This window comes from Sphingopyxis sp. H053, from assembly GCF_001468225.1.
GTDB lineage: Bacteria > Pseudomonadota > Alphaproteobacteria > Sphingomonadales > Sphingomonadaceae > Sphingopyxis.
In genome coordinates, this window is the sequence record NZ_LNRU01000001.1 from 562965 (window position 1) to 584691 (window position 21727).

At 65.5% G+C, this 21727-nt stretch carries 22 protein-coding genes; 11 read left to right on the forward strand and 11 right to left on the reverse strand.

The genetic code is table 11. From position 1 onward, the window contains the following. Window positions 1–75 precede the first annotated feature (75 nt). Both ATE70_RS02585 and ATE70_RS02590 read left to right on the forward strand, forming a co-directional pair. Window positions 76–717 (forward strand): hydrolase, encoded by a 642-nt coding sequence (locus tag ATE70_RS02585; RefSeq protein ID WP_058536371.1) that lies wholly within the window; start codon window positions 76–78, stop codon window positions 715–717. A 189-nt stretch (window positions 718–906) separates the two neighbouring features. Then, window positions 907–1518: a glutathione S-transferase gene (locus ATE70_RS02590; protein ID WP_058536519.1), complete on the forward strand. Its 612-nt coding sequence runs from the start codon at window positions 907–909 to the stop codon at window positions 1516–1518. 302 nt (window positions 1519–1820) lie between these two features. On the opposite strand, the gene ATE70_RS02595 is transcribed toward ATE70_RS02590, so the two are convergent. The 6 genes from ATE70_RS02595 to ATE70_RS02620 form a co-directional block, all read right to left on the reverse strand. Next, entirely contained in the window at window positions 1821–2189 is a 369-nt protein-coding gene (locus ATE70_RS02595) for a copper-binding protein (RefSeq protein WP_058536372.1), read from the reverse strand. Next, entirely contained in the window at window positions 2186–5320 is a 3135-nt protein-coding gene (locus tag ATE70_RS02600; RefSeq protein ID WP_058536373.1) for an efflux RND transporter permease subunit, read from the reverse strand. The genes ATE70_RS02595 and ATE70_RS02600 overlap by 4 nt, the downstream gene beginning before the upstream one ends. Beyond that, on the reverse strand, window positions 5317–6546 hold the full coding sequence (locus ATE70_RS02605) for an efflux RND transporter periplasmic adaptor subunit (RefSeq protein WP_058536374.1): 1230 nt from the start codon (window positions 6544–6546) through the stop codon (window positions 5317–5319). Before ATE70_RS02605 ends, ATE70_RS02600 begins: the two co-directional genes overlap by 4 nt. Then, window positions 6543–7769: a TolC family protein gene (locus tag ATE70_RS02610; RefSeq protein WP_058536375.1), complete on the reverse strand. Its 1227-nt coding sequence runs from the start codon at window positions 7767–7769 to the stop codon at window positions 6543–6545. Before ATE70_RS02610 ends, ATE70_RS02605 begins: the two co-directional genes overlap by 4 nt. A gap of 65 nt (window positions 7770–7834) precedes the next feature. Beyond that, window positions 7835–8071, reverse strand: coding sequence for a hypothetical protein (locus tag ATE70_RS02615; protein WP_058536376.1), 237 nt, complete (start codon window positions 8069–8071; stop codon window positions 7835–7837). A 75-nt stretch (window positions 8072–8146) separates the two neighbouring features. After that, on the reverse strand, window positions 8147–8515 hold the full coding sequence (locus ATE70_RS02620; RefSeq protein ID WP_058536377.1) for a hypothetical protein: 369 nt from the start codon (window positions 8513–8515) through the stop codon (window positions 8147–8149). A 317-nt stretch (window positions 8516–8832) separates the two neighbouring features. Between ATE70_RS02620 and ATE70_RS02625 the strand changes: the two genes are divergently transcribed. From ATE70_RS02625 to ATE70_RS02660, 8 genes are read left to right on the forward strand one after another with little or no spacing between them, the layout of a single operon-like run. Further along, entirely contained in the window at window positions 8833–9597 is a 765-nt protein-coding gene (locus tag ATE70_RS02625; RefSeq protein WP_058536378.1) for an SDR family NAD(P)-dependent oxidoreductase, read from the forward strand. A gap of 10 nt (window positions 9598–9607) precedes the next feature. Further along, window positions 9608–10255 carry a glutathione S-transferase family protein gene (locus ATE70_RS02630; protein WP_058536379.1) on the forward strand — a complete coding sequence of 216 codons (648 nt, stop codon included), beginning with the start codon at window positions 9608–9610 and terminating at the stop codon, window positions 10253–10255. Beyond that, window positions 10252–11232, forward strand: coding sequence for a thiamine pyrophosphate-dependent dehydrogenase E1 component subunit alpha (locus ATE70_RS02635; RefSeq protein ID WP_058536380.1), 981 nt, complete (start codon window positions 10252–10254; stop codon window positions 11230–11232). Before ATE70_RS02630 ends, ATE70_RS02635 begins: the two co-directional genes overlap by 4 nt. After that, on the forward strand, window positions 11229–12221 hold the full coding sequence (locus tag ATE70_RS02640; RefSeq protein WP_058536381.1) for an alpha-ketoacid dehydrogenase subunit beta: 993 nt from the start codon (window positions 11229–11231) through the stop codon (window positions 12219–12221). The genes ATE70_RS02635 and ATE70_RS02640 overlap by 4 nt, the downstream gene beginning before the upstream one ends. A 4-nt stretch (window positions 12222–12225) precedes the next feature. Beyond that, window positions 12226–12456 (forward strand): biotin/lipoyl-containing protein, encoded by a 231-nt coding sequence (locus ATE70_RS02645; protein ID WP_058536382.1) that lies wholly within the window; start codon window positions 12226–12228, stop codon window positions 12454–12456. Then, complete coding sequence (locus ATE70_RS02650; RefSeq protein ID WP_058536383.1) at window positions 12453–12845, forward strand: nuclear transport factor 2 family protein; 393 nt, start codon at window positions 12453–12455, stop codon at window positions 12843–12845. The genes ATE70_RS02645 and ATE70_RS02650 overlap by 4 nt, the downstream gene beginning before the upstream one ends. Before the next feature lie 3 nt (window positions 12846–12848). Continuing rightward, a complete protein-coding gene (locus tag ATE70_RS02655; RefSeq protein WP_058536384.1) occupies window positions 12849–14498 on the forward strand; it encodes an FAD-dependent oxidoreductase in 1650 nt (549 codons plus the stop codon). Further along, the gene (locus tag ATE70_RS02660; RefSeq protein ID WP_058536385.1) at window positions 14495–15397 is read left to right on the forward strand and encodes an SDR family oxidoreductase; all 903 of its coding nucleotides are present in this window, start codon (window positions 14495–14497) and stop codon (window positions 15395–15397) included. Before ATE70_RS02655 ends, ATE70_RS02660 begins: the two co-directional genes overlap by 4 nt. On the opposite strand, the gene ATE70_RS02665 is transcribed toward ATE70_RS02660, so the two are convergent. The 3 genes from ATE70_RS02665 to ATE70_RS02675 are packed head-to-tail and all read right to left on the reverse strand — an operon-like array spanning window position 15394 to window position 18865. Continuing rightward, a complete protein-coding gene (locus ATE70_RS02665; RefSeq protein ID WP_058536386.1) occupies window positions 15394–16191 on the reverse strand; it encodes a sugar phosphate isomerase/epimerase family protein in 798 nt (265 codons plus the stop codon). The genes ATE70_RS02660 and ATE70_RS02665 overlap by 4 nt on opposite strands. After that, a complete protein-coding gene (locus ATE70_RS02670; RefSeq protein WP_058536387.1) occupies window positions 16191–17618 on the reverse strand; it encodes an aromatic ring-hydroxylating oxygenase subunit alpha in 1428 nt (475 codons plus the stop codon). Before ATE70_RS02670 ends, ATE70_RS02665 begins: the two co-directional genes overlap by 1 nt. A gap of 17 nt (window positions 17619–17635) precedes the next feature. Beyond that, the gene (locus ATE70_RS02675; protein WP_058536388.1) at window positions 17636–18865 is read right to left on the reverse strand and encodes an aromatic ring-hydroxylating oxygenase subunit alpha; all 1230 of its coding nucleotides are present in this window, start codon (window positions 18863–18865) and stop codon (window positions 17636–17638) included. A 98-nt stretch (window positions 18866–18963) separates the two neighbouring features. Between ATE70_RS02675 and ATE70_RS02680 the strand changes: the two genes are divergently transcribed. Further along, window positions 18964–19500 carry a VOC family protein gene (locus tag ATE70_RS02680; protein ID WP_058536389.1) on the forward strand — a complete coding sequence of 179 codons (537 nt, stop codon included), beginning with the start codon at window positions 18964–18966 and terminating at the stop codon, window positions 19498–19500. 147 nt (window positions 19501–19647) lie between these two features. On the opposite strand, the gene ATE70_RS02685 is transcribed toward ATE70_RS02680, so the two are convergent. Continuing rightward, complete coding sequence (locus tag ATE70_RS02685; protein ID WP_231732859.1) at window positions 19648–20466, reverse strand: helix-turn-helix transcriptional regulator; 819 nt, start codon at window positions 20464–20466, stop codon at window positions 19648–19650. A 44-nt stretch (window positions 20467–20510) separates the two neighbouring features. Then, window positions 20511–21719 (reverse strand): acyl-CoA dehydrogenase family protein, encoded by a 1209-nt coding sequence (locus ATE70_RS02690; protein ID WP_058536390.1) that lies wholly within the window; start codon window positions 21717–21719, stop codon window positions 20511–20513. Window positions 21720–21727 lie beyond the last annotated feature (8 nt).

Genomic DNA, 21727 nt, shown 5'->3' on the forward strand with positions numbered 1-21727 from the left:
GGTGGACCCGCGTGCCCCGCCGCGACGGCAGTTGCCTGCCGGCCCTTCGGCGCGCCCATATGCAGGAGAAGACCCATGACAAGCGAAGCGATCCGCGATCCGAAGGCTGACCATCTGCTGACCCCGCAGAATTCCGCCTTCATCATCATCGACTATCAACCCGTGCAGGTGAATTCGATCGCCTCGATGGACCGGCAGCTACTGCTCAACAACATCGCCGGCTGCGCCCGGGCGGCGGTCGCTTACGACCTGCCGATCGTCCATTCGACGGTGAATGTCGAAACCGGCCTCAACAAGCCGCCGGTGCCGCAGGTCCGCAAGATACTCGGCAACTACCCGACCTATGACCGCACGACGATCAATAGCTGGGAAGATGTCGAATTCCGCAAGGCGGTCGAAGCCACCGGACGCAAGAAGCTGATCATGACCGCACTCTGGACCGAAGCCTGCCTGACCTTTCCCGCGCTCGATGCGCTTGCCGAAGGTTATGAGGTCTATGTCCCGGTCGATGCGGTGGGCGGCACCTCGCTCGCCGCGCACGACGCCGCGCTGCGGCGGATCGAGCAGGCGGGGGGCAAGATGATTTCGGTCCCGCAACTCTTCTGCGAACTGCAGCGCGACTGGAAGCGCAGCGAGACCGTTCCCGCCTTCATGAACCTGTTCATCGAGACGGGCGGCACCGCTGGAATCCAGTTTTCCTACGACAAGGCCGACTGACCCGGAATGTCTCCGCCGGCGCGGCGCACGCCGCCCGGCGGAACCCCTTAAGGAGAATGATCGCGCCGGACCGGACCTTCGGCGGATTCTACGAGAAATTGCTGCGCGCGGCTTTGAGACCGCGCCTCCATCCGGCGGATGGGGCGCGGGCGATTTGGCGGCGCGTTTGTGATCGGCTATGCGCCCGCGATGCCCGGCATCCCGATCCTCTATAGCTTTCGCCGCTGTCCGTACGCGATGCGCGCGCGGATGGCGTTGCTGGTGAGCGGGACGATCTACGCACATCGCGAAGTGGAACTGCGCGACAAGCCTGCCGCCATGCTTGCCGCATCGCCCAAAGGAACCGTGCCAGTGCTCGTGCTGGCGGATGGGGCGGTGATCGATGAAAGCATCGATATCATGCACTGGGCCTTATCGCAGCATGACCCCGAGGACTGGCTACCGCGCGCCGACGCGGCGTTGGTCGCGAAGTTCGACGGTGCGTTCAAACATCATCTCGATCGTTATAAATATGCTGGCCGCTATGATGTCGATCCGCTGATGCATCGCGCGGCGGGTTTGGGGATGCTGGCGGAACTCGACGAGCGGCTGAAGGAACAGGATTATCTTGGCGGTGCGACGCGCGGGTTCAGCGATATCGCGCTGTTTCCGTTTATTCGCCAGTTCGCCGGGGTCGATGCAGAGTGGTTCGCGGCCTGCGCGCCGCAAAGGGTGCGCCACTGGCTGGCAACTATGGTGACGTCGGACTTGTTCGGGCAGGCGATGATCAGAATCGCGCCATGGACCGAAGGGCAGGGCTGACAACAAACAGCCGGTTATGGAAATGGGTCTCCATCGCTTCGAAGCTCAAGCTTGCCCTTTGTACGGCTGGTCAAATGGAATAATCGGCACTGCTCTGTCAGCAGGGCGCCCTCATGCCGGTCGTTTCTGGGTTTCGTCGGGTGGGGACTGTTCGTGAGCCGACGGATTTCCGGCGCCGAAAGGCGGGCGCCAGGATCCGTCGGCGCCCGCCCTCGAGGTCAGTCTGGCCGTCCACGAAGGAAACTTCCTAAGGGGTTGGAGCGCGCCCAAGGCGCGTCGCGACCAACCGCCCGACGTGGCACCTATAGCGCCTTGTCGAGCTTGGTGATCGTGCCGGCCTTGCCGTCCCAATCGAGCTCGAACGCGACCTTGTCGCCGACCTTGATGTCCTTCAACAGCTCCGGTTTCGCCACAAAGCCCATCGTCATCGGCGGCCATTCGAGCTCGGCGATCGCACCATGATCGAGCGTGACCTGCCCCTTCGCGATATCGATCGCGGTCACGGTGCCGGTGCTTTTGCCATGTATGGTTTCGGCCGGCATCGCCATGGTCCCGGCGTCGTCGGTCATGGCGGCGGTCTCTTCGGCTTTCGGCGCTTCGCCTTGCTGGCCGCAGCCGCCAAGCGCCGTACCGAGCGCAAGGCTGAGCGCGATGGTGGCATATGTCTTCATGTCGTTTCTCCTTCGGGTTGAACGGTTTTGGCGGAACGGCTCCGCATGATGAGATAGGCGGCAGGCAGGACGAACATCGAAAGCAGCGGCGCGGTGAGCATGCCGCCCACCATCGGCGCCGCGATGCGGCTCATGACCTCGGAGCCGGTGCCCGTTCCGACGAAGATCGGGAACAGGCCGGCGAGGATGACGGCGACGGTCATCGCTTTTGGGCGGACGCGCAGCAGCGCGCCGTCACGAACCGCCGCCCTGACATCTTGGTCGCTTCGGGCATCGAGCGCCTGACGGAGATAGATCAGCATCACGACGCCGAACTCGGCGGCGACCCCGGCCAGCGCGATGAACCCCACCGCGCTCGCGACCGACTGGTTGTAGCCCAGGAGATAGAGCAACCACATCCCGCCGGTGAGTGCGAACGGCAAGGTCGCGAGGATCAGCAGCGCCTCGTCCCAGCGGCGGAAGGTCAGGTAAAGCAGGCCGGCGATGATCGCGAGCGTGACGGGCACGACGATCTTCATGCGTTCGGTGGCGCGGATCAGAAATTCGAACTGGCCGGCATAGGAGACGCTGATCCCCGGCGGCAGATCGATGTCGCGCGCGACAGTTTGCTGGATCTCCTGGACGAGCGTCTGGAGGTCGCGATCGCGGCCTTCGACATAGATGTAGGTGACCGGCCGCCCATTCTCGCTCCGCAGCATCGGCGGCCCGTCGCTGACCCTGACGCTCGCCACCGTGCCGAGCGTGATCTGCTGGCGCGACGGGGTGAGGAGCGGGAGGTTCGCAAGGTCGCCGATGCTGTCCCTCAGTTCGCGCGGATAACGAACGCTGATCGGATAACGCGCCAGTCCCTCGACGGTCTGGCCAATCGTCTCGCCGCCGATCGCGCCCGATACGATCGCCTGCACGTCGGCGACGTTGAGATCGTATCGCGCCGCCGCGGCGCGATCGATATCGACATCGATATAGCGTCCGCCGGTCAAACGTTCGGCGAGCGCCGACGAGACGCCCGGTACCGTCTTGACTACGGTTTCGACCCGTTTCGCGGTCCGGTCGACCGCCGCGAGGTCCGCCCCCGCGATCTTGATCCCGATCGGGCTCTTGATTCCCGTCGCCAGCATGTCGATGCGGTTGCGGATCGGCGGAATCCAGAAGTTCGCGAGCCCCGGCACCCGGACGCGCGCGTCGAGTTCGGCGATCAGCTTTTCCTCGGTCATCCCGGGACGCCACTGGTCCTTTGGCTTGAACCGGATCGTCGTCTCGAACATTTCGAGCGGCGCCGGGTCGGTCGCGCTTTCGGCGCGTCCCGCCTTGCCGAACACGCTCTCGACCTCGGGAACCGTCTTGATCAGCCGGTCGGTCTGCTGGAGCAGGCCCGCCACCTTCGCGCTCGATATGCCCGGCAGCGCAGAGGGCATGTAGAGAAGGTCGCCTTCGCTCAGCTGCGGCATGAACTCGCCGCCGAGTTGCGTCATCGGCCAGAGGCTCGTTGCGAAGACGAGGCCGGCGATCGCGAGCGTCTTCTTCGGCCGGTCGAGTACCCAATCAAGCGCCGGCCGGTAGGCACGCGTCAGCCAGCGATTGACGGGATTGGATTGCTCGCCCGGAATGCGCCCGCGGATCAGCCACCCCATCAGCACCGGGATCAGCGTGATCGACAGCAGCGCCGCGGCCGCCATCGCATAGGTCTTGGTGAAAGCGAGGGGCGAAAAGAGCCGGCCCTCCTGTCCTTCGAGCGTGAAGATCGGCAGGAAGGAGAAGGTGATGATGAGCAGGCTGAGGAAAAGCGCGGGGCCGACTTCGGCGGCGGCATCGGTGATGACACGCCAGCGCGCGGCGCCTTTCAGCTCCTCGCCCGGGTGATCGGCTTCCCAATGCTCGAGATGTTTGTGGGCATTTTCGATCATCACCACCGCGGCATCGACCATCGCACCGACCGCGATCGCGATCCCGCCGAGCGAGAGGATATTGGCGTTGAGCCCCTGCACCCGCATGACGATGAAGGCGATCAATATGCCGAGCGGCAGCGTCAGGATCGCGACCAGCGCCGAACGCGCGTGCCATAGGAACAGCGCGCAGACGATGGCGACGATAACGAATTCTTCGACCAGCTTGGTGGTGAGATTGTCGACGGCGCGGTCGATGAGCCCCGAGCGGTCGTAGGTCGTCACGATCTCGACCCCCGGCGGCAGGCCTGCCTTGAGCTCGGCGAGCTTGGCGCGAACGCCGTCGATCACCTCGCGGGCGTTCTGGCCCTGCCGCATGACGATGACCCCGCCCGCGACCTCGCCCTCGCCGTTGAGTTCGGCGATGCCGCGGCGGCTGTCCGGACCGATCTGGACCGTTGCAACATCGCCCAGCGTCACCGGAACCCCGCCCGCCGCGGTGCGCAGCGGCACGCCGCGAAAATCGTCGAGATTTGAAAGGTAGCCGCTCGCGCGCACGATATATTCGGCTTCGGCCATCTCGACCGTGCCGCCGCCGCGTTCCTGATTGGCGCGTTTCAGCGCATCGCTCACCTCGGCCGCGGTCACGCCAAAGGCGGCGAGCTTCTGCGGATCAAGGAGAATCTGATATTGCCGGACCATCCCGCCGAGGCTCGCGACCTCGGCGACGCCGGGGACCGCCTTCAACTCGAAGCGCAGGAACCAGTCCTGAAGGCTGCGGAGGTCGGCGAGGTCGTGGCGCCCGCTCTTGTCGACGAGCGCATATTCATAGATCCAGCCAACCCCCGTCGCATCGGGGCCGAGCGTGGCCTTCGCCCCTTCGGGCAGGCTGCCCTGCACCTGACTCAGATATTCGAGAACGCGGCTGCGCGCCCAATAGAGATCGGTGTCGTCGTCGAACAGCACATAGACGAAACTGTCGCCGACGAAGGAATAGCCGCGTACGACGCGCGCACCGGGCACCGACAGCATCGTCGTCGTGATCGGATAGGTGACCTGGTCCTCGACGATCCGCGGCGCCTGGCCCGCATAGCTGGTGCGGATGATGACCTGGACGTCGGAGAGGTCGGGGAGCGCATCGACCGGCGTCGTGCGGACTGCGGCGATGCCGAGCAGAGTCAGGATGAGCGCCGCGGCGACGACGAGGCCGCGCGCCGCGGCCGAGGCGCGAATGATCCGTTCGATCATCGCGCCGCCTCCAGCGCGCGGACCGCAATGCCGGTCAGACTCGCCTCCGAATCGAGCAGGAACTGGCCCGAGGCGACGACCTTTTCGCCCGCCGCGAGCCCGCGCAAGACCTCGGTCTTGCCGCCGCTTTCGCGTCCCGTCACCACCTCGGCCGGATGGTAGCGGCCATCGCCCCTTTCGAGCATCACGATCGCCCGCTTGCCGGTACGAATCACCGCTTCGCTGGGGATCAGCAGCGCCGGCCGGGCATCGCCGCCGAGCGCGACGGTCGCGAACATGCCCGGCCGCAGGCGCCCGCCGCGATTGGCGAGCTCGACGCGCACCGTCAGCGTCCGACTGTCGGCCGATGCGGTCGGCAGGATGGCGATAACCCTGCCGGCGAAGCTCTCGCCGGGAAAGGCAGTAAGGGTCGCGGTCGCCCGCTGGCCGGTTTTCACCAGTGCGGCCTGCGCCTCGGGGAGCGCTGCGTTGAGCCATACGGTACCCAGCCCCGAGATTTCGGCGAGCGTCTGGCCCGTGGCAAGGGTTACGCCCACGCGGGCGTTGAGCGTCTGGACGACCCCGCCGATCGGCGCGCGCACGGTCAGCCTGCCGCCGGTGCGTCCGGTCCGGTCGACCTCGGCGATCACGCCTTCGGGTATGCCCATCAGCCGCAGCCGCTGCCGGGCGGCCGCCGTGAGTTCGGGTTTCCGGAGCTTCTTGACGCTCAGATATTCGGTCTGGGCGCTGCCCCATTCGGGCAATTGCAGGTCGGCGATCGGCGCGCCGGCGCCGATGACATCGCCGGGCGCGAGGCGATAGACGCGCTCGACGAAACCGCCCGAGCGGGCCTGGACGATCGCGACGTCGCGCTGGTTGAAATCGATGCTGCCATTGACGTCGAAGGTTGACGCGATGCTGCCCATTTCGGCCGCTACCACTCTTATACCGAGGCTCTGCCGCGCCGCCGGATCGACCGACACGCCGGGTGCCGTGCCGCTGCCCTCGTCGGCATATTTGGGCTCGAGCTGCATGTCCATGAAGGGCGACTTGCCGGGCTTGTCGAACTTCTGGTTCGGGAACATCGGATCATAATAATAAAGGATCTTGCGCCCGCCGCTTCCGGTCGCCTCGGTTGGCGCATCGCTCTGGCCGCTCAGTCCCAGCCAGTATCCACCGCCGCCCGCGATCAGCACCGCGGCCAATATGCCGGCGCGCCACCGCGCCGCTGATGTTGCATCGGTCATCGACCTGCCTCCCCATAAATATAGTTGATCCGGATCGCGTCGCGCACGACTTCGGCTTCGCGCGCCAGCGCATCGACTTCGGCTTCGGCGAGCGCGAGCGTCGACAGGAGCGCGGTCCCGAGGTCGAGCTTTCCGGCGGCGTAACTTGCAAGATCGAGCTCGGCGCGCTTCTTCGCGAGCGGCACGAGCCGCGTGCGCGCATTGGCGAGCTGCTCATGATGCATCCGATGATCGGCGAGATCGGCGTCGAGCGCCGCCGCGATGCCGCGCTTGGCGGCCTCGCGGTCAAGCCGGGCGCGCGTGGCCTCGCTGGCGCGCGCTGCGATCTTCGGGTCCTGCCGCTTTTTCGAGAAGAAGGGCAGGTCGATGGTGACCCCGACCGTGACGAGATCGCCATAATTGGGCTCGCGGCGCCCATAGGCGGCGTTGACGCTCCAGTCGGGGCGCTTGTCGGCGCGCGCGAGGCCGGTCTCGGCATCGGCGGCGATGGCCCGGGCGTCGAGCGCGCGCAGCCTTGGCAGGGCGTCGATGCCGGCGCGCAATCCTTGTTCGTCGATCATCTGCGGCGGCAAATCGCCGAGTGTGTCGGCCGCGGTGTCGTCAGTGAAGCGGGCGAGCTGCGCGCGGGCGCGGGCGATCTCGGCGGCGAGCGCGCTGTGGCGGTCGTTGATCGCGGCGCGAAGCTGATCGGGTTCGAGCGCCTGCGCCGGTCGAGCCGCGCCGCTCGCGAGCCGCGCGGTCACCGTCGCTTGAAGGTCTTCAAGGCCGTCGTCGAGCAGGTCGAGTTCCTTGAGGCGCTTCTTGGCGTAGAAGAGATCGACCCAGGCAAGCGCTGTCGCGAGCCTGACGTCCTGCGCGGTGACCGCTTCGTCGGCGCGGGCGATTCCGATGTCGGCCTGTGCGCGCGCCGCGCGCGCGCGCCGCTTGGCCGGATTCGGAAAATCCTGGCTGATGCCGATGACCTGCATCGTGAAGTTGTCGCGATTGAACCGGCCCGCATCGGGCCCGGTCACCGGAAAATCCTTGATTGCCAGATCGAGCTTTGGGTCGGGCAGCCGGTCGGCGGCGATCGCCGCCGATTGGGCGGCATCGATGCCGGCTTCGCGGCCCTGCAATTCGGGCGCTCGCGTCGTCGCGAGTTCGAGCGCTTCATCGAGCGACATGGGTTCGGCGCGAAGGGCCGTGGGCAGCGCAAGCAAGGCTGCGGCTAGAAAAAGGCGCATGGGTCCCCCTTGTACGGAGCAGGCAGGACCGCCCCCGGCGTGGCTGCGCCAGGAGCGGTCGGGCATTATTTGCCGGGGTGGCTCATGTGATCGCCGGACATTTTCTTCATGCCCTCGGCGGGTCCGGACTTCATCGTGCAGCAATCGCACGCCTTCATGTCCTTCATGTCCTTCATGTCCTTCATATCGGACATGTTCGGCGCGGGTGATTCGCTCGATTGCGTCGCATGATGGCCGCCCGGCGCTTCCTGCGCGATTGTGGGGGCGGCAAGGGTTGCGGCCGCGAATGCGGCAGCGCTCATAATCATTTTCATGTTGAATTCCTCGGTTGAAATGCGTGGAGCGCGCGCCGGCAGGTGCCGGTACGCATCAGGCAATCAGCCGAGAATGAGCGGTGGATCGGGTTCGGGTCCGACCGTGAGCCCGTCCAGTCTGTGGGTCAGAAGTGGATCAAGCAGATCGCGCAGCAGTGCGGGGGCGGCGAATGGTATCGCCGGAGACACGACAACGGGCGGCAGCGCGCAACCCATCTGGGCGATGCAGTCGAGCGTGAGGCCCGTGCAGGCTGCACTGTCATCGGACTTGTCGATGCCCATCATTTCGGCGCACTCGTCGCTCATCGCCGGTGCGGCATTGGCCGTCTCCGACGCCATGGGCATCGCCGGTGCCGAGGCGAATGCCGCCTCCTGGGCCAAAAGGCCAAGCATCGCTCCCAAAAGGAGCAAAAGGGAAAGCCAGCGCTTCACAGGCGATACATGATCCTTGTCGGTTTTCCGTCAATCCGAAACCGGAAGAGCGGGGTGCATTGCACTATAGCATCCGTACCATGGTACGGAGTCAAGCCGTTTCGTCGAGGCGCCCATTGGAGCGAGGACGCGCCCGAATCCGGACGTTGGGTCTCGGTCGCTGATGGTCCTTTGCCAGCCGCCCAAGTAGCGGACGACCCTGGCAAGACCTTCAGTTCGAGTCTGACACTGGGGTGCGAGCGACTCCCATTTTTGCTGATGTCCCTGTGCGACTTCGCCCGATACTGTCCTCCTTAAAATGACATGAGGAGGATGCGATGGATCTCGGTCTCAAAGGCAAGAAGGTCATTATGAACGGCGGCGCGCACGGGCTGGGGCTGGCGTCGCTCAAGATTTTCGCTGCCGAGGGAGCCGATGTCGCCTTCTTCTCGCGCGATGCCGACAAGGTGAAGGCCGCCGTCGCGGCGATCGATGCCGCCGGGCCGGGCAAGGTTCATGGCGAGCAGTTCGACATGACTGGCAACCCAGAAGGCTATCGCGAATGGCTAGGAAAGGCGCGCGACGCGCTCGGTGGCTGCGACGTCTTCATCCACACGGCGAGTTCGTCGGGGCAGGGTGCGACCGGCGACTGGCAGCGCGGGCTCGACATGGACGTGATGGGCGCGGTGCATGGCGTCGAGGTGCTGACCGAGGCGCTCGCGGCGTCGGGGTCGGGATCGATCATCTTTATGTCGTCGACCGCGGCGGTCGAGACCTTCATCGTGCCGCAGGCGTTCAACGCGCTGAAGGCGGCGCTCATCACCTATGGATCGCAGTTGAGCCAGGCGCTCGCGGCGCAGAATATCCGCGTCAACATCGTCTCGCCCGGCGCAATCTATTATCCCGGCGGCAATTGGGAGGTGATCAAGTCGGCGGTTCCGGCGCTTTACGAAGGGACGCTTGCGCAGATGCCGATGGGACGTTTCGGCGAGCCCGAGGAGGTTGCGAAGGGTATCGTCTTCATGGCGTCGCCCGCCTGTCCCTATATGACCGGCGCGCATCTCGTCATCGACGGCGGCTTTACCAAACGCGTCCAGTTCTAGGCGGCGGGCGATGAAACTCTATCAGTCGCTTGGCCCCAATCCGCGCGTCGTGCTGATGTACCTCGCCGAAACGGGGCTGACGCTCGACCGGGAGTTCGTCGACATCATGGCGGCGGAGAACCGCCGGCCCGATTTCTATGCGAAAAGCCCGCTCGGCCATACGCCTTTGCTGGAGCTCGACGATGGCAGCCATATCGTCGAAAGCATCGCGATTTGTGAATATCTGGCCGAAACGCACGCGGCGAACGAACTTCTCGGCGCGACGCCGGAACAGCGCGCGCGCACCCGGATGTTCGTGCGCATCGTCGACCAGCTCGTCGTCGTACCGATGACTGCGGGCTTTCGCGGCGCCGAAGGCTTGCCGATGTTCAGGGACCGGGTGCTCTGCCTGCCCGATGCCGCCGCCGACCTGAAGCGGCTTGCGGCGAGCGGACTCGAAGCCGTGAACAATATTATCGGCGCGGGACCATGGGTCGCGGGCGAGCGCTTCAGCCTCGCCGACATCCTGCTCTATAGCTTCGTCGAGTTCGGCGCGCTGGTCGGGCAGCCGCTTGACCCCGCGCTGACCAATCTCGCCGCCTGGCGTGAGCGCGTTGCGGCCCGTCCCAGCGCCGCCGCCAGCGCCAACCCCCAACAGGGCATCGGAGAGCCTGCATGACCGACATGACGATCGATCGCGACAAGCTGCGCGACATCTATACCCGCACGATGCGTGTCGCGCGCGCCGACGAGAAATTCCGCTCGCTGCTGATGACCGGCAAGCTTGCAGTCATCTATTACACCGTGCGCGGGCAGGAACTGGTGTCGGCGGCGGCGATGGCGGCGCTTGAACAGGATGATTATCTCGTCACCACATATCGCGGCCAGCACGACCAGATCGCCAAGGGCGTGCCGCTGAACCCCTTGTTCGCCGAGATTGCGGGCAAGGTCGGCGGAACCTGCCGCGGCAAGGGCGGGTCGATGCACATCACCCATCCCGAAACCGGGGTGATGGTGACGACGGGCGTCGTCGGCTCGGGGCTGCCGATCGCCAACGGCCTCGCGCTCGCGTCGCAGAACCGTGGCGACGGCAAGGTGACGATGGTCTGCTTCGGCGACGGGGCGACTAATATCGGCGCCTTCCACGAGGCGATGAACATGGCGCAGCTGTGGAAGCTGCCCGTGATCTTCCTCTGCCAGAACAACCGCTACGGCGAGCACACCGCCTTTGCCGACCATACGAAGGTCGACTCCATCGTTACCCGCGCCAAGGCGTACGGAATGACCGGCGTGCATGTCGACGGCAACGACGCGATTGCGATGTACAACACCACCAAGGCGGCGGTCGATCGCGCGCGGGCGGGCGAGGGGCCGACGCTGATCGAGGCGATGTGTTACCGGATGATGGGGCATTTCTTCGGCTCTGACTTCTCCTACATGCCGAAGGAGCATCTCGCCGAGATGGCGGCGGAAGACCCGCTCCCGCGGCTCCGTCAGCTGATGCTCGACCATCAGTTCACCGAGGCCGAGCTCGACGCGATCGTCGCCGACCTCGACGCCCAGATGGACGCCGCCGCCGACTTCGCCGCGAACAGCCCGCTGCCGGGGCCAGAGGAAATCCGCAAGGATGTCTTCGAAGAGGAGATTGCGGCATGAGCGCGCAGATCACGATGACGCAGGCGATCAACCGAGCGATCGACGAGGCGATGGCCGAGGATGAGGGTGTGATCCTGCTCGGCGAGGATGTCGCGGCAAAGCAGGGCGGCGGCGTGTTCAAAATCTCGTCGGGTCTCACCGAGAAATATGGCGAGAAACGCATCCGCGCGACGCCGATTTCGGAGCAGGCGATCGTCGGGGCGTGCGTCGGTGCGGCGCTCGCGGGCTTTCGTCCGATCGCCGAGATCATGCTGATGAACTTTGTGACGGTGGCGATGGACCAGATCGTCAACCATGCCGCGAAGCTGCGCTTCATGTCGGGCGGGCAGACCCATGTGCCGCTGGTGATCCGCACGACGACCGGTGTCGGGGTTGGCTTTGGCGGGCAGCATAGTGACATGCTCGAAGCCTGGTTCGCGCATGTCGCGGGGCTGAAGGTCGTGACGCCGTCGAACGCCGCCGACGCGCAGGGGCTGATGCGCGCGGCGATCGCGTGCAACGACCCGGTGATCTTCATCGAGAATATCCTCTGCTACGGCCTCAAATCCGACGATCCGGGGCCGGGGCATGTCGTGCCGCTCGGCAAGGCGGCGGTGACGCGCGAGGGGAGCGATTGCTCGATCATCACCTATGGCCGCACCGTGCTCGATGCGCTCGAAATCGCGGGCAAGCTCGCCGAGGAGGGGATTTCGGTCGAGGTGATCGATCTGCGTACGATCGCCCCCTATGACGAGGCGACGGTGACGGCATCGGTCCAAAAGACCGGCCGCGCGGTCGTGCTCCACGAAGCGGTGAAGCAATATGGGACGGGTGCCGAGATCGCCTCACGTCTCAACGAAAAACTGTTCGGCAAACTGAAAGCGCCGGTCACGCGTATCGGCGGCGCCTTCTCGGCGGTGCCGATGGCGAACGCGCTCGAACAGGCGTGGATCCCGAACAAGGATGCGATCGCCGATGCGGTGCGATCCGCGGTGAACTGGAAAGGTTGAGCCGATGGCGGAGGAATTGCGCATCCCGAAGATCGGCATGTCGGCGACCGAAATGACGCTCAATGAATGGATGGTCGGCGACGGCGAGCGCGTCGAGGTCGGCGACATCATCTATACGGTGGAGACCGACAAGACGACGGTCGAGATCGAGGCGCAGGTCGCGGGCACGATCCGCCCGACCGGGATCGAGGGCGAGGTCTATCCGGTCGGCGCGCTCGTCGGCACGATCGAATGACGCCGCTCGAAGCCAGCAAGGCGATGTATGCCGCGGTCGCGCGCGGCGAGTGGGACGTCGTGGCCGACTTCATGGCCGACGACCTCGTCATCCATGAGCCGACCTCGCTGCCTTATGGCGGCGAATGGCGCGGGCGCGATGCGCTGCAGAAACTCTACGCGCATGTCATGGGCTATTGGGAAGACCCCGTCGTCAAATGGCAGGAATTGGTGGGCGGCGAGAAATATGCCGTTGCGCTGCTCCACTTCACCGTCACCGCGAAATCGAGCGGCAAGCGCTTCGAGACGCATATCGCCGAGGTCACCGAGTTCGACGATGCAGGCAAGATGGCGTCGATGCGCATCCATTATTTCGACACCGTGCATATGGTCGAGCAATTGAAGGCATAAGAGATGAGCGAAGCGCCGCACGTCATCGTCCTCGGCACCGGCGGCGCGGGGCTGACCGCCGCGATTTCGGCGCACGAAGCCGGCGCGCGGGTCTCGCTGTTCGAAAAAGGCGATCAGGTTGGCGGGACCACGGCCTGGTCGGGCGGGATGATCTGGATCCCGAATAACCATCATGAGGGGGCGCTCGGCGTCGAGGACAGCCGCGACAAGGCGCTGACCTATCTGATGTCGATGTCGCACGGGCTGATGCAGCAGTATCTGGTCGAGGCATTCCTCGACCATGGGCCCGAGATGGTCGCGTTCCTCGAAGCGCGCACCCCGGTGCAGTTCCGGCCAATTCCAGAATTTCCGGACTATCACGCGGAGTTCCCGGGCGGGATGCCGAACGGTGGGCGCTCGCTCGATTGTCCGCTCTTTTCCTTTCACGAACTGGGCGAGTGGGCGGACAAAATCACGCTCTCGCCCTATTATCCGATGCCCTATTTCTCGATCTACGACACGCCGCTGGGGCAGGCGAAGCCGCAGCCGCTGGCGCCCGAGGAATTGCAGCGCCGCATCGACGGCGATCTGCGCGGCAGCGGACAAGCGCTCGTCGGGCGGTTGCTGCGCGCTTGCCTTGATCGTGGGATCGAGCCGCAGACGGGGCATCGTGCGGCGCGGTTGATCATGGACGGCGACCGCGTGGCGGGCGTGGTATTCGAGACGGCCGAGGGCGAGGTCGAAGTCGTTGCCGATGCAGTGGTGCTCGCGACCGGCGGGTTCGAGTGGGACAAGGATTTGCTCCGCGCTTTCATCCGCGGCCCGATGACGCATCCGCTGAGCCCGCAGACGAACACCGGCGACGGGCTCAAGATGGCGATGCGCGTCGGCGCGATGCTCGGCAATATGCGCGAAGCCTGGTGGATGCCCGTCGCCGAGGTTCCGGAGAGCGAATGTTCGACGGGCAAGACACTCGTCGCTGGGCAGCGCAGCCTGCCACATTCGATCATGATCAATCGCGCGGGCAAACGCTTCACGAACGAGGCGGCGAATTACAATGCGATCGGCGCGGCGTTCCACGATCAGGACGTCAGCGCGTTCGACTATAAGAACCTGCCGTGCTGGCTGATCTTCGACCAGCAATATATCGACCGCTTCGGTTTCGGCATGATCAGCGGCGAGCGCGGCGTCGCGCCGCCGCAATGGGCGATGCGCGCCGAAAGCCTAGCCGAACTCGCGGCGCGGCTCGGTATCGATGCCGATGCGCTCGAAGCGACGGTCGAGCGCTTCAATGGCCATTGCGCAACCGGGCGCGATCCCGATTTCGGGCGCGGCGATGCGGCGCACGATCAATGGTGGGGCGACCCTGACGGGCGCGGCTCTACTGCCGCGACGCTGGGACCGATCGGCAAAGGGCCGTTCTTTGCGGTCGAGATCAAGAGCGGCGCGCTCGGCACCAAGGGCGGGCCGCAGACCGATGCCAACGCGCAGGTGCTGACCGTCGACGGCGGGGCGATCCCCGGCCTTTACGCCGCGGGCAATGTCATGGCCTCGGCGATGGGCATGACTTACGGCGGGCCGGGCGGGACGATCGCGCCGGGAATGGTGTTCGGTTTCCTCGCGGGGCGTCACGCGGCGACCGTGTCGGCAAAGCAGCTGGAGGGCGCAGCATGAAGAAGGTCATCGTCCTTGGCGCCCCCGCCGATCAGGGAATTCCCTTGCTCACGGCGCTGAAGACGAGAGGGCTTGAACCCACCGCGGGCGTGCGGCGACCCGGTGCGATGGCGGCGACGCCGCATCCCGATGTGCCCGAGGTCGCGGCCGATCTCTACGACGTCGCGAGCCTGACCGCGGCGTTCAGCGGGCACGACGCGCTGGCGATGCACCTGCCGTTCGAATTCGACCGCGCGCGCGCCGCGATGATGGGGCGCAATATCGCCGACGCCGCCAGCGCGGCGGACCTCAAGAAGATCGTCTTCAATACAAGCTGTTTCGTAGCCGACCGCGATCTCGATCTGTCGGCGCACGACGGGCGTCGCGACATCGAGCGCGCGATCCATGACAGCGGCGTGCCCTATGTCATCATCGAACCGATGGTGTTCATGGACAATATCGCGCGCATCTGGTCGCGCCCGGCGATCGTGAACAGCGGCGTGTTCGCCTATCCAGCCGCCGAGACGCTGAAGATCAACTGGGTCTGTCTGGAGGATGTCGCGGCCTATATGGTCTCGGCGCTGCTCCACGAGGATCTGGTCGCCGACCGGATCGCGGTGGGCGGACCCGAGGCGCTGGTTGGCGCCGAGGTCGCCGAACGGCTGAGCGCCGCGGCGGGCCGCCCGGTGCGCTTCCAGAGCCTGTCACCCGACGAATTTGCGGCGCGGATGAGCGAGCTCGTCACCGGCTCGCGCGAGGTGCAGCCCGCGAGCATCTATGACGGGATGGCGAAATTCTATCGCTGGTACAACGACCAGCCGGTGTCGCCCGTCGCGCTCGACGCGGTGCCCGCGGCGCGGTTGTTGGGGGTAACGCCGACGCCGTTTGCCGACTGGGCGGCGCGGCAGGACTGGACCTAGGCGGCGAACCAGCGCTGCGTCGCGGCGAGCAGCGCTCGTGCGCGATCGGCGGGGTCGGGATGGTGGTCGCGCAATGCCGCGCTCCGCAGTTCGACGCTGAGCGGCGTAGCCGGCGGCAACTGCGCAAGCAGGTCGTCCAGCGGCAGTTCGCCCTCGCCCGGCATCAGCCGCAGGTCGAGCGCTTCGCGGATGATTTCCGGAACGTCGCTCGGCGGCGGGCCATGCGCCGGCGCGTCGCAGAATTGCGCATAAGGGAAGCGCTGCGGATCGACCGAACTGAGGTCGGCAGGCGAGCCGCCGGTCCGTGCGAGATGTAACGGGTCGATCAGCAGGCCGAGATTATCGCAATCGGCGGCATCGAGCAGGGCGACCGCGCTCGCTATGTCGCCGACCGTCGTAAACGCAGCGAACTCCAGACAGGCGCGCAGGCCCATCGAGGCGGCGTGGTTCCCGAGCCGGTTCAGCTTGCCCGCGGCGCGGGCCGCATCGTCTTCCGAGCTGACGATCAGGACATTGCGCGCGCCAATTGCCGCGCCGGCGTCGATCGCGGCGAAATGCGCCGGATCGTCGGGGCCGGGTTTCAGCCAGATCACCTCGATATCGAGGATCGTAAGCCCGGCGTCGGCGGCGCGGTCGCGGACCTCGATCGTCGTTGCGGGCGTCCAGCTTTCGGGGTCGTACCAGATGCCGGCCGCCTGCCACCCACCCGCGATCGCGGCCGCGACCGTCTGCTCGGGTGAAAATTCGGGCAGCACTCCTGCCGCGAGCGACAGCAGCGGGGCGGCGCGCGCCATCAGCCGGGAAGCTCACCGTCGATATATTTGCCGAGCGTGCGGTGGAAATGGCGGATGCGGCTCTCTTGATAATGGCCGAGCTCGATCACCCCGCCCGGCGACGATTTCATGCCCTCCTGCACATAGGGGAGATTCTCCATATCCTGGTCGAACACCCCGGCAAGCGCGGCGCCGATCAGGTGGCTGGCGCTGGCGAAGGGCTGGTCGCCCGGGATCAGGTGCATCGGCGCCGAACGCGGCGGCTTTTCGCCCTTTGGCGTGCGCATCAGGATGCGGACCTCCATCAGGCAATGGTCGGCGTCGCCCCACGGCCGCCAGCGGTAGACGATGTTCGGCACCAGCCCGCCCCACGGCGCCCAGTTGGGGAAGACGTTATAGGTGAAATTGTCGAGCATCTCGCTGTCGGTCGCGGCCGAATAATCATGCCCGTTCATCGCCGAAAAGGCGTCGCGGTTCGCCTGCGCCAGCACCTTGCGCGCGAGCATCGGATCGTCGGCGTCGAAGCCTTTCAGGTCGGCCGGATCGCCGGTCGCGCGCCGCGCCCGGCTGTCGCCCGCGCCGATGAAATCCTCGAGCGATTTGAGGACATAGAATTGATCCTTGCCCTTGATATGCGGCGACATCGCGCCCGCAGGGGTGATCGCGCGGTTGAGGAAGTCGCCGTAGAGGTCGTAGCGGGTGTTCGCGTCGGCGGTGAAGCCGAGGATCTGCGGGTGGGTGACGATGCTGTGCCACGCCTCCATGAAGGCTTCGGCGACCGCTTTCCAGTTCGCCGGGATGACGCGCCCGACCCATGCGGCGGTATGGCATTCATCGAGCCGCCAATTGTCATAATGCTCGACGCCCGGGCCGACCCAGTCGCGAAAGCCCGGCAAATCGCGGTTCTCGGTGACGAGGATGAAGCCTTGCCAGCGATCGACCTTCAACTCGGGCAGGCTCATGTCCTTATCCCCGAGATGTTTGAAGTCCCATGCGCAGGGCGCTTCCTTGAAACGGCCGTCGTGGTGCCAGGAAAAGCCGTGGAAGGGGCAGCGCAGGTTCACCGCAGGGCCGCTTTCGGTGCGCAGCTTGCGCCCGCGGTGGAGGCAGACGTTGTAGAAGGCTTTGACCGAGCCGTCCTTCTGGCGGACGAGCAGGATACTCTTTTCGTTGATGTCATAGACGACGGTGTCGCCGGGGTCGGGCATATCCTCTTCGCGCGCGGCAAATTGCCAGATGTTCGGCCACATCTTCACGCGTTCGAGCTTCGCCCAATCCTCGCTGACATAACGCTCGATCGGAATTGGGGCGTCGCCGAGTTCCTGATTCGATTCGGCGAACAGATAGTCGGGAACGCGCCGCGTATCGGCCTTCAGCATGTCGGTGTAACTGGTCCCGGGGCAACGATCGTCGCGGTTGTCGGCCTGGGGAGGACTGAGGTCGTTCATCACTAACTCCGGAAAGGTCAGGCGATCTGGTCGAGCGGCATCTTGCACGCCGCGGCGATCGAACGGTGGACGCCGTGCAGCGCGGGCTCGTTCGCGCCGAGCACGACGCGGAAGTCGTCGGGCGCGGTCATGAGATTGGCGTAGCCGCTGCTCGCGACGCGATAATCCTCGGTCTGGACGACGGTCGCGGTCGCGTCATAAGCCATCTCGCACATCGCGCGATGTTCGTCGCTCTCGACGCCGAAGGGGGCGTAGACCGCGAACTGGCAGAACATCTTGCCCGCGCCGTCGGGGAAGAGGCGAAACACCTGCGTGAAATAGACGCCCGGGGTCACCGCGCCGAAGAAGATCACGGTGTTCGGGAACAGGAAATGCACCCCGCCATAATCGGTTTCGGGCCATTCGCTCTCGTCCTTGCCGACGAGCGCGCCGATCGACAGGTCGGGGAAACTGACGCGGTGGTGGCGCCCGATCGGCTCATAGACGTTGCGGTCGCTGTAATGCGTGCCGCCGATCGTTGAGGCGTGGAGCATCTTGAAATGATAGCCCTCGCCATAGGTGTCGAGCGCGAATTTCCAGTTGGAGTCGGCCGTCAATATGCCCTTCTTCACCGGCTCGGCGCGGTGGAGTTCGAGCTGTGCGAGCACTGGCCCGAAGTCGCCGAGATGCGCCGCGGCATCGATCGGATCGCCGCCCGGATTGGCGCGGACGAAGATCAGGCCGAGGTGCTCGGTGCAGGGCAGGGCGATGAGATTGCGGGCCCCGATCTCGCAATTGGCGAAGCCGTCCTTGCCGGGCTGGCCGACGAGGTCTCCGGTGGGATCGAAGGTCCAGGCGTGGAAGGGGCAGACGAGGCGCGGTCGCGGGCCGCTCCAGGGTTCTTTCTCTTCGACCAGCTTGGCGCCGCGGTGCGTGCACATGTTGAGGAAGGCGCGGGCGACGCCGTCCTTGCCGCGCGTGACGAGGATCGACGGGCCGACCGAGTCGAAGACGAGCGTGTCACCGGTCTTGGGGATGTCGCCCGACAGGCCGGCGACGATCGGTTCGTTCCGGAAAATATGCTCCATCTCGGCCGCATTGCGTGCTTCGCCGGTGTAGATCGATTTGTGGAGCGGCAGCGGCGCCTCCGCACGGTCGGTGCGGTTTTCGGCGACGATCGAAACCAGTTTGCGCAGTCCCGCGCGCGCATTGCGCTTGCGGACGGCGAACCAGTCCTGCGGCGCGATCTTGGGATCGGACTCGGCCATGGCTCTCCTCACATTTTGCCCAGTATGACTCCGGGTCTCGAAAGGCTTATCGCACAAAGCCCGGCGCTTGTGCGCTATCGCTTTTGAGGGGGAGATCCATGCCCGGACCCAAATCGCTCGCGTCGCTCGGCGACATCATGCAGCTCGCCTTTGTGCCGTCCGATTTCGACGCCGCGATCCGGCACTGGACCGGGGTGATGGGCGCGGGACCGTTCTTCCTGCTACCCAATGTGTCGCTATCCGGCGGGCGCTATCGCGGCGAGCCGAGTGATCCGGTCTTCACGATGGCGCTCGGCTATTGGGGCGACATGCAGATCGAGCTGATCCGGCCCGAGAATGACGCGAAGTCGCTCTATCGCGGGGAGTATGGCGTCGCCGATGTGCTGCACCATGTGTGCGTGCTGGTGGATTCTATCGCCGCCGCGCGGGTGCGCTGCGAGGACATCGGAGCGGAGATCATTTTCGAGGCGCCGGTCGGCGACACGGGCGGGGTCATCTACGCCGATCCGGGCACTGGCCCCGGCACGCTCGTCGAGCTGCTCGAGCCGCAGGCGGGGACGCGCGAACTGTTCGCTATGATGCGCGATGCGGCGAAGGACTGGGATGGGCGCGAGCCGCTGCGGTCGCTGGGCTGAAAAAAATCCTCCCTGCCGCGAAGCGGTGGGGAGGGGGACCGCCCGAAGGGTGGTGGAGGGGCCAGCGACGTTTACGCCATTGCCCCTCCGTCGGCGCTTCGCGCTGCCACCTCCCCATCGCTGCGCGGCAGGGAGGATCATGTGGGGTCAGCTATTCGCGCCCAGATATCCCAGCTGCCCCGCCTTGAAGATCGTCTGCGCGCGGTTGACCGAGTTCAGTTTCTCGCCGGCGCGGTGGACGTGATAGCGCACCGTCGCGTGGCTCAATGAAATGATCATGCCGATCTCGCGGTCGGTCTTGCCGATCGCCGCCCAGCGCAGGCATTCGACCTCGCGCTTCGACAATTCGCAGTCGGAAGGAATCCGCCGTTTCGTCCGCATCGCCGAGGCATAGCCCGCGATGAAACGCCGCGTCGCGAGCGCCAGCGTGTCGCCGATCGCCGCGAACAGGTCCGACAGATCGGTGATGTCGGGATCCGACGGTTGAAAGCTGTTCGCCGAAATCTGCCCGAACGGCAGATGGACGGGAACGACGATCGCCGCTTTGTACCGATCGTGCGCCGAAAAATAGCGCGAGAGGTCGATATCATCGAGATAGGGGTTGGGCTGCGCGGTACGGAAACCTTCGGCATTGCACCAGAAAGGCTCGCTTTCGTACCGGCACGAGCGCGGCAGGGGCGAGTGGAGCGCCAGCCTGTGATCTTCCCACCAGCGCTCGCCATCGCCGAGCCAGCCGAACAGGTCGGCGGCGAGCACCGCGCCGTCGGCGTCGACCATCGTTTCCTTCGACGCGATATCGTCGCAGAGCGCCGCGCGCAGGCCATAAGCCGCGGCATAGTCGCGCAACACCACCGCCGCGTCGTGGATATCTTCCACGCAGCGAACCGTGACCGCGTCGACGAGGGTCCTGGCATCCATTGGGGGCGCGAACCCGTCGATCGGCAGTTTTTCTGCCTGTTCTCCCATCAGCGGGACTATTTCACACTGGCCGGCAAGTCGCAATGCATGTGTCATAAGCGGAGCACCGTCTTTGCTATGATGTTTTTCTGAACTTCGCTCGAACCGCCGAATACGGTCCAGGCACGGCTGTTAAGATAGCGGGCGGCCGCGACCTGCGCGTCCTCGTCGCCGATCGCGGGCGGCGCTTCGTTGCCATAGAGCGGACGGACGGTGGGCAGTTGCAGGCCGTCGTATCCGTGCAGGTCCATCGCGAGGCCATCGATCCGCTGATGGATCTCGGACGAGAGCAATTTCACGAGCGAGGTTTGCGGGCCGGCAGGGCGGCCCTTCGCGATATCGGCGAGGATGCGCAGCTCGGTCGTTTCGAGCGCTTCGGCCTCGAGCCGCAGCCGCGCGATCCGCATCGCGATCTGGATATCGCCGCCGAGCGAACCATTGTGCCCGCTCGGCGCGACGCCCGCGAGCGCTTCGAGATGGTCGATCGCGCGGATCAGGCGCGGCGCATGGAACGATCCGCCGCGTTCGTTTTCAAGCAGGAACTTCGCGATCGTCCAGCCCTGACCCTCTTCGCCGATGCGGTTGTCGACCGAGGTGCGCGCGCCGTCGAGGAAGACCTGGTTGACCTCATGATCGCCGGCCATCGTAATGATTGGGGTCACGGTGACGCCGGGCTGGTCCATGGGGACGAGCAGGAAGCTGATTCCGGCCTGTTTCTTCACCTCGCCATCGGTGCGGACGAGGCAGAAGATCCAGTTCGCGTGGTGCGCGTGGGTGGTCCAGATCTTCGACCCGTCGACGACATATTCGTCGCCGTCGCGCCGCGCGCGGGTGCGGAGCGAGGCGAGATCGGAGCCGCTCTGCGGTTCGGAATAGCCCTGGCACCAATAATCGGTCCCTGCGCGGATCGCGGGCAGGAAACGGTCCTTTTGCTCCTGTGTCCCGAAGGCGCAGATCACCGGGCCGACGAGGCGGAGGCCGAGCACCGAGAGCGCCGGCGCGCCGGCGATCGCGCATTCCTTTTCAAAGATATAGCGCTGCATCGGCGTCCAGCCGGTGCCGCCGCAATCCTCGGGCCAGTGATAGGCGACCCAGCCCTTGTCATTGAGGATGCGGTGCCAGACGAGGCCGATATCGGGTTCGACAAAGACGCCGGGGGTGCGCCTGGCACCGTCGCGGACATAATCGGGAAGCGAGGCGCGGAGGAAGTCGCGGACCTCCTCGCGGAATTTGAGTTCGTCTTTGGTGAGGTCCAGATCCATGCGTTCCG

Bases quoted from the DNA above. Each gene is read 5' to 3' on its own strand.
- ATE70_RS02655 (WP_058536384.1), top strand. From the start codon at position 12,849: ATGAGCGAAGCGCCGCACGTCATCGTCCTCGGCACCGGCGGCGCGGGG.
- ATE70_RS02600 (WP_058536373.1), bottom strand. From the start codon at position 5,320: ATGATCGAACGGATCATTCGCGCCTCGGCCGCGGCGCGCGGCCTCGTC.
- ATE70_RS02690 (WP_058536390.1), bottom strand. From the start codon at position 21,719: ATGGATCTGGACCTCACCAAAGACGAACTCAAATTCCGCGAGGAGGTC.
- ATE70_RS02645 (WP_058536382.1), top strand. From the start codon at position 12,226: ATGGCGGAGGAATTGCGCATCCCGAAGATCGGCATGTCGGCGACCGAA.
- ATE70_RS02660 (WP_058536385.1), top strand. From the start codon at position 14,495: ATGAAGAAGGTCATCGTCCTTGGCGCCCCCGCCGATCAGGGAATTCCC.
- ATE70_RS02595 (WP_058536372.1), bottom strand. From the start codon at position 2,189: ATGAAGACATATGCCACCATCGCGCTCAGCCTTGCGCTCGGTACGGCG.
- ATE70_RS02670 (WP_058536387.1), bottom strand. From the start codon at position 17,618: ATGAACGACCTCAGTCCTCCCCAGGCCGACAACCGCGACGATCGTTGC.
- ATE70_RS02685 (WP_231732859.1), bottom strand. From the start codon at position 20,466: ATGGGAGAACAGGCAGAAAAACTGCCGATCGACGGGTTCGCGCCCCCA.
- ATE70_RS02615 (WP_058536376.1), bottom strand. From the start codon at position 8,071: ATGAGCGCTGCCGCATTCGCGGCCGCAACCCTTGCCGCCCCCACAATC.
- ATE70_RS02625 (WP_058536378.1), top strand. From the start codon at position 8,833: ATGGATCTCGGTCTCAAAGGCAAGAAGGTCATTATGAACGGCGGCGCG.
- ATE70_RS02675 (WP_058536388.1), bottom strand. From the start codon at position 18,865: ATGGCCGAGTCCGATCCCAAGATCGCGCCGCAGGACTGGTTCGCCGTC.
- ATE70_RS02610 (WP_058536375.1), bottom strand. From the start codon at position 7,769: ATGCGCCTTTTTCTAGCCGCAGCCTTGCTTGCGCTGCCCACGGCCCTT.
- ATE70_RS02605 (WP_058536374.1), bottom strand. From the start codon at position 6,546: ATGACCGATGCAACATCAGCGGCGCGGTGGCGCGCCGGCATATTGGCC.
- ATE70_RS02680 (WP_058536389.1), top strand. From the start codon at position 18,964: ATGCCCGGACCCAAATCGCTCGCGTCGCTCGGCGACATCATGCAGCTC.
- ATE70_RS02630 (WP_058536379.1), top strand. From the start codon at position 9,608: ATGAAACTCTATCAGTCGCTTGGCCCCAATCCGCGCGTCGTGCTGATG.
- ATE70_RS02650 (WP_058536383.1), top strand. From the start codon at position 12,453: ATGACGCCGCTCGAAGCCAGCAAGGCGATGTATGCCGCGGTCGCGCGC.
- ATE70_RS02640 (WP_058536381.1), top strand. From the start codon at position 11,229: ATGAGCGCGCAGATCACGATGACGCAGGCGATCAACCGAGCGATCGAC.
- ATE70_RS02585 (WP_058536371.1), top strand. From the start codon at position 76: ATGACAAGCGAAGCGATCCGCGATCCGAAGGCTGACCATCTGCTGACC.
- ATE70_RS02665 (WP_058536386.1), bottom strand. From the start codon at position 16,191: ATGGCGCGCGCCGCCCCGCTGCTGTCGCTCGCGGCAGGAGTGCTGCCC.
- ATE70_RS02590 (WP_058536519.1), top strand. From the start codon at position 907: ATGCCCGGCATCCCGATCCTCTATAGCTTTCGCCGCTGTCCGTACGCG.
- ATE70_RS02635 (WP_058536380.1), top strand. From the start codon at position 10,252: ATGACCGACATGACGATCGATCGCGACAAGCTGCGCGACATCTATACC.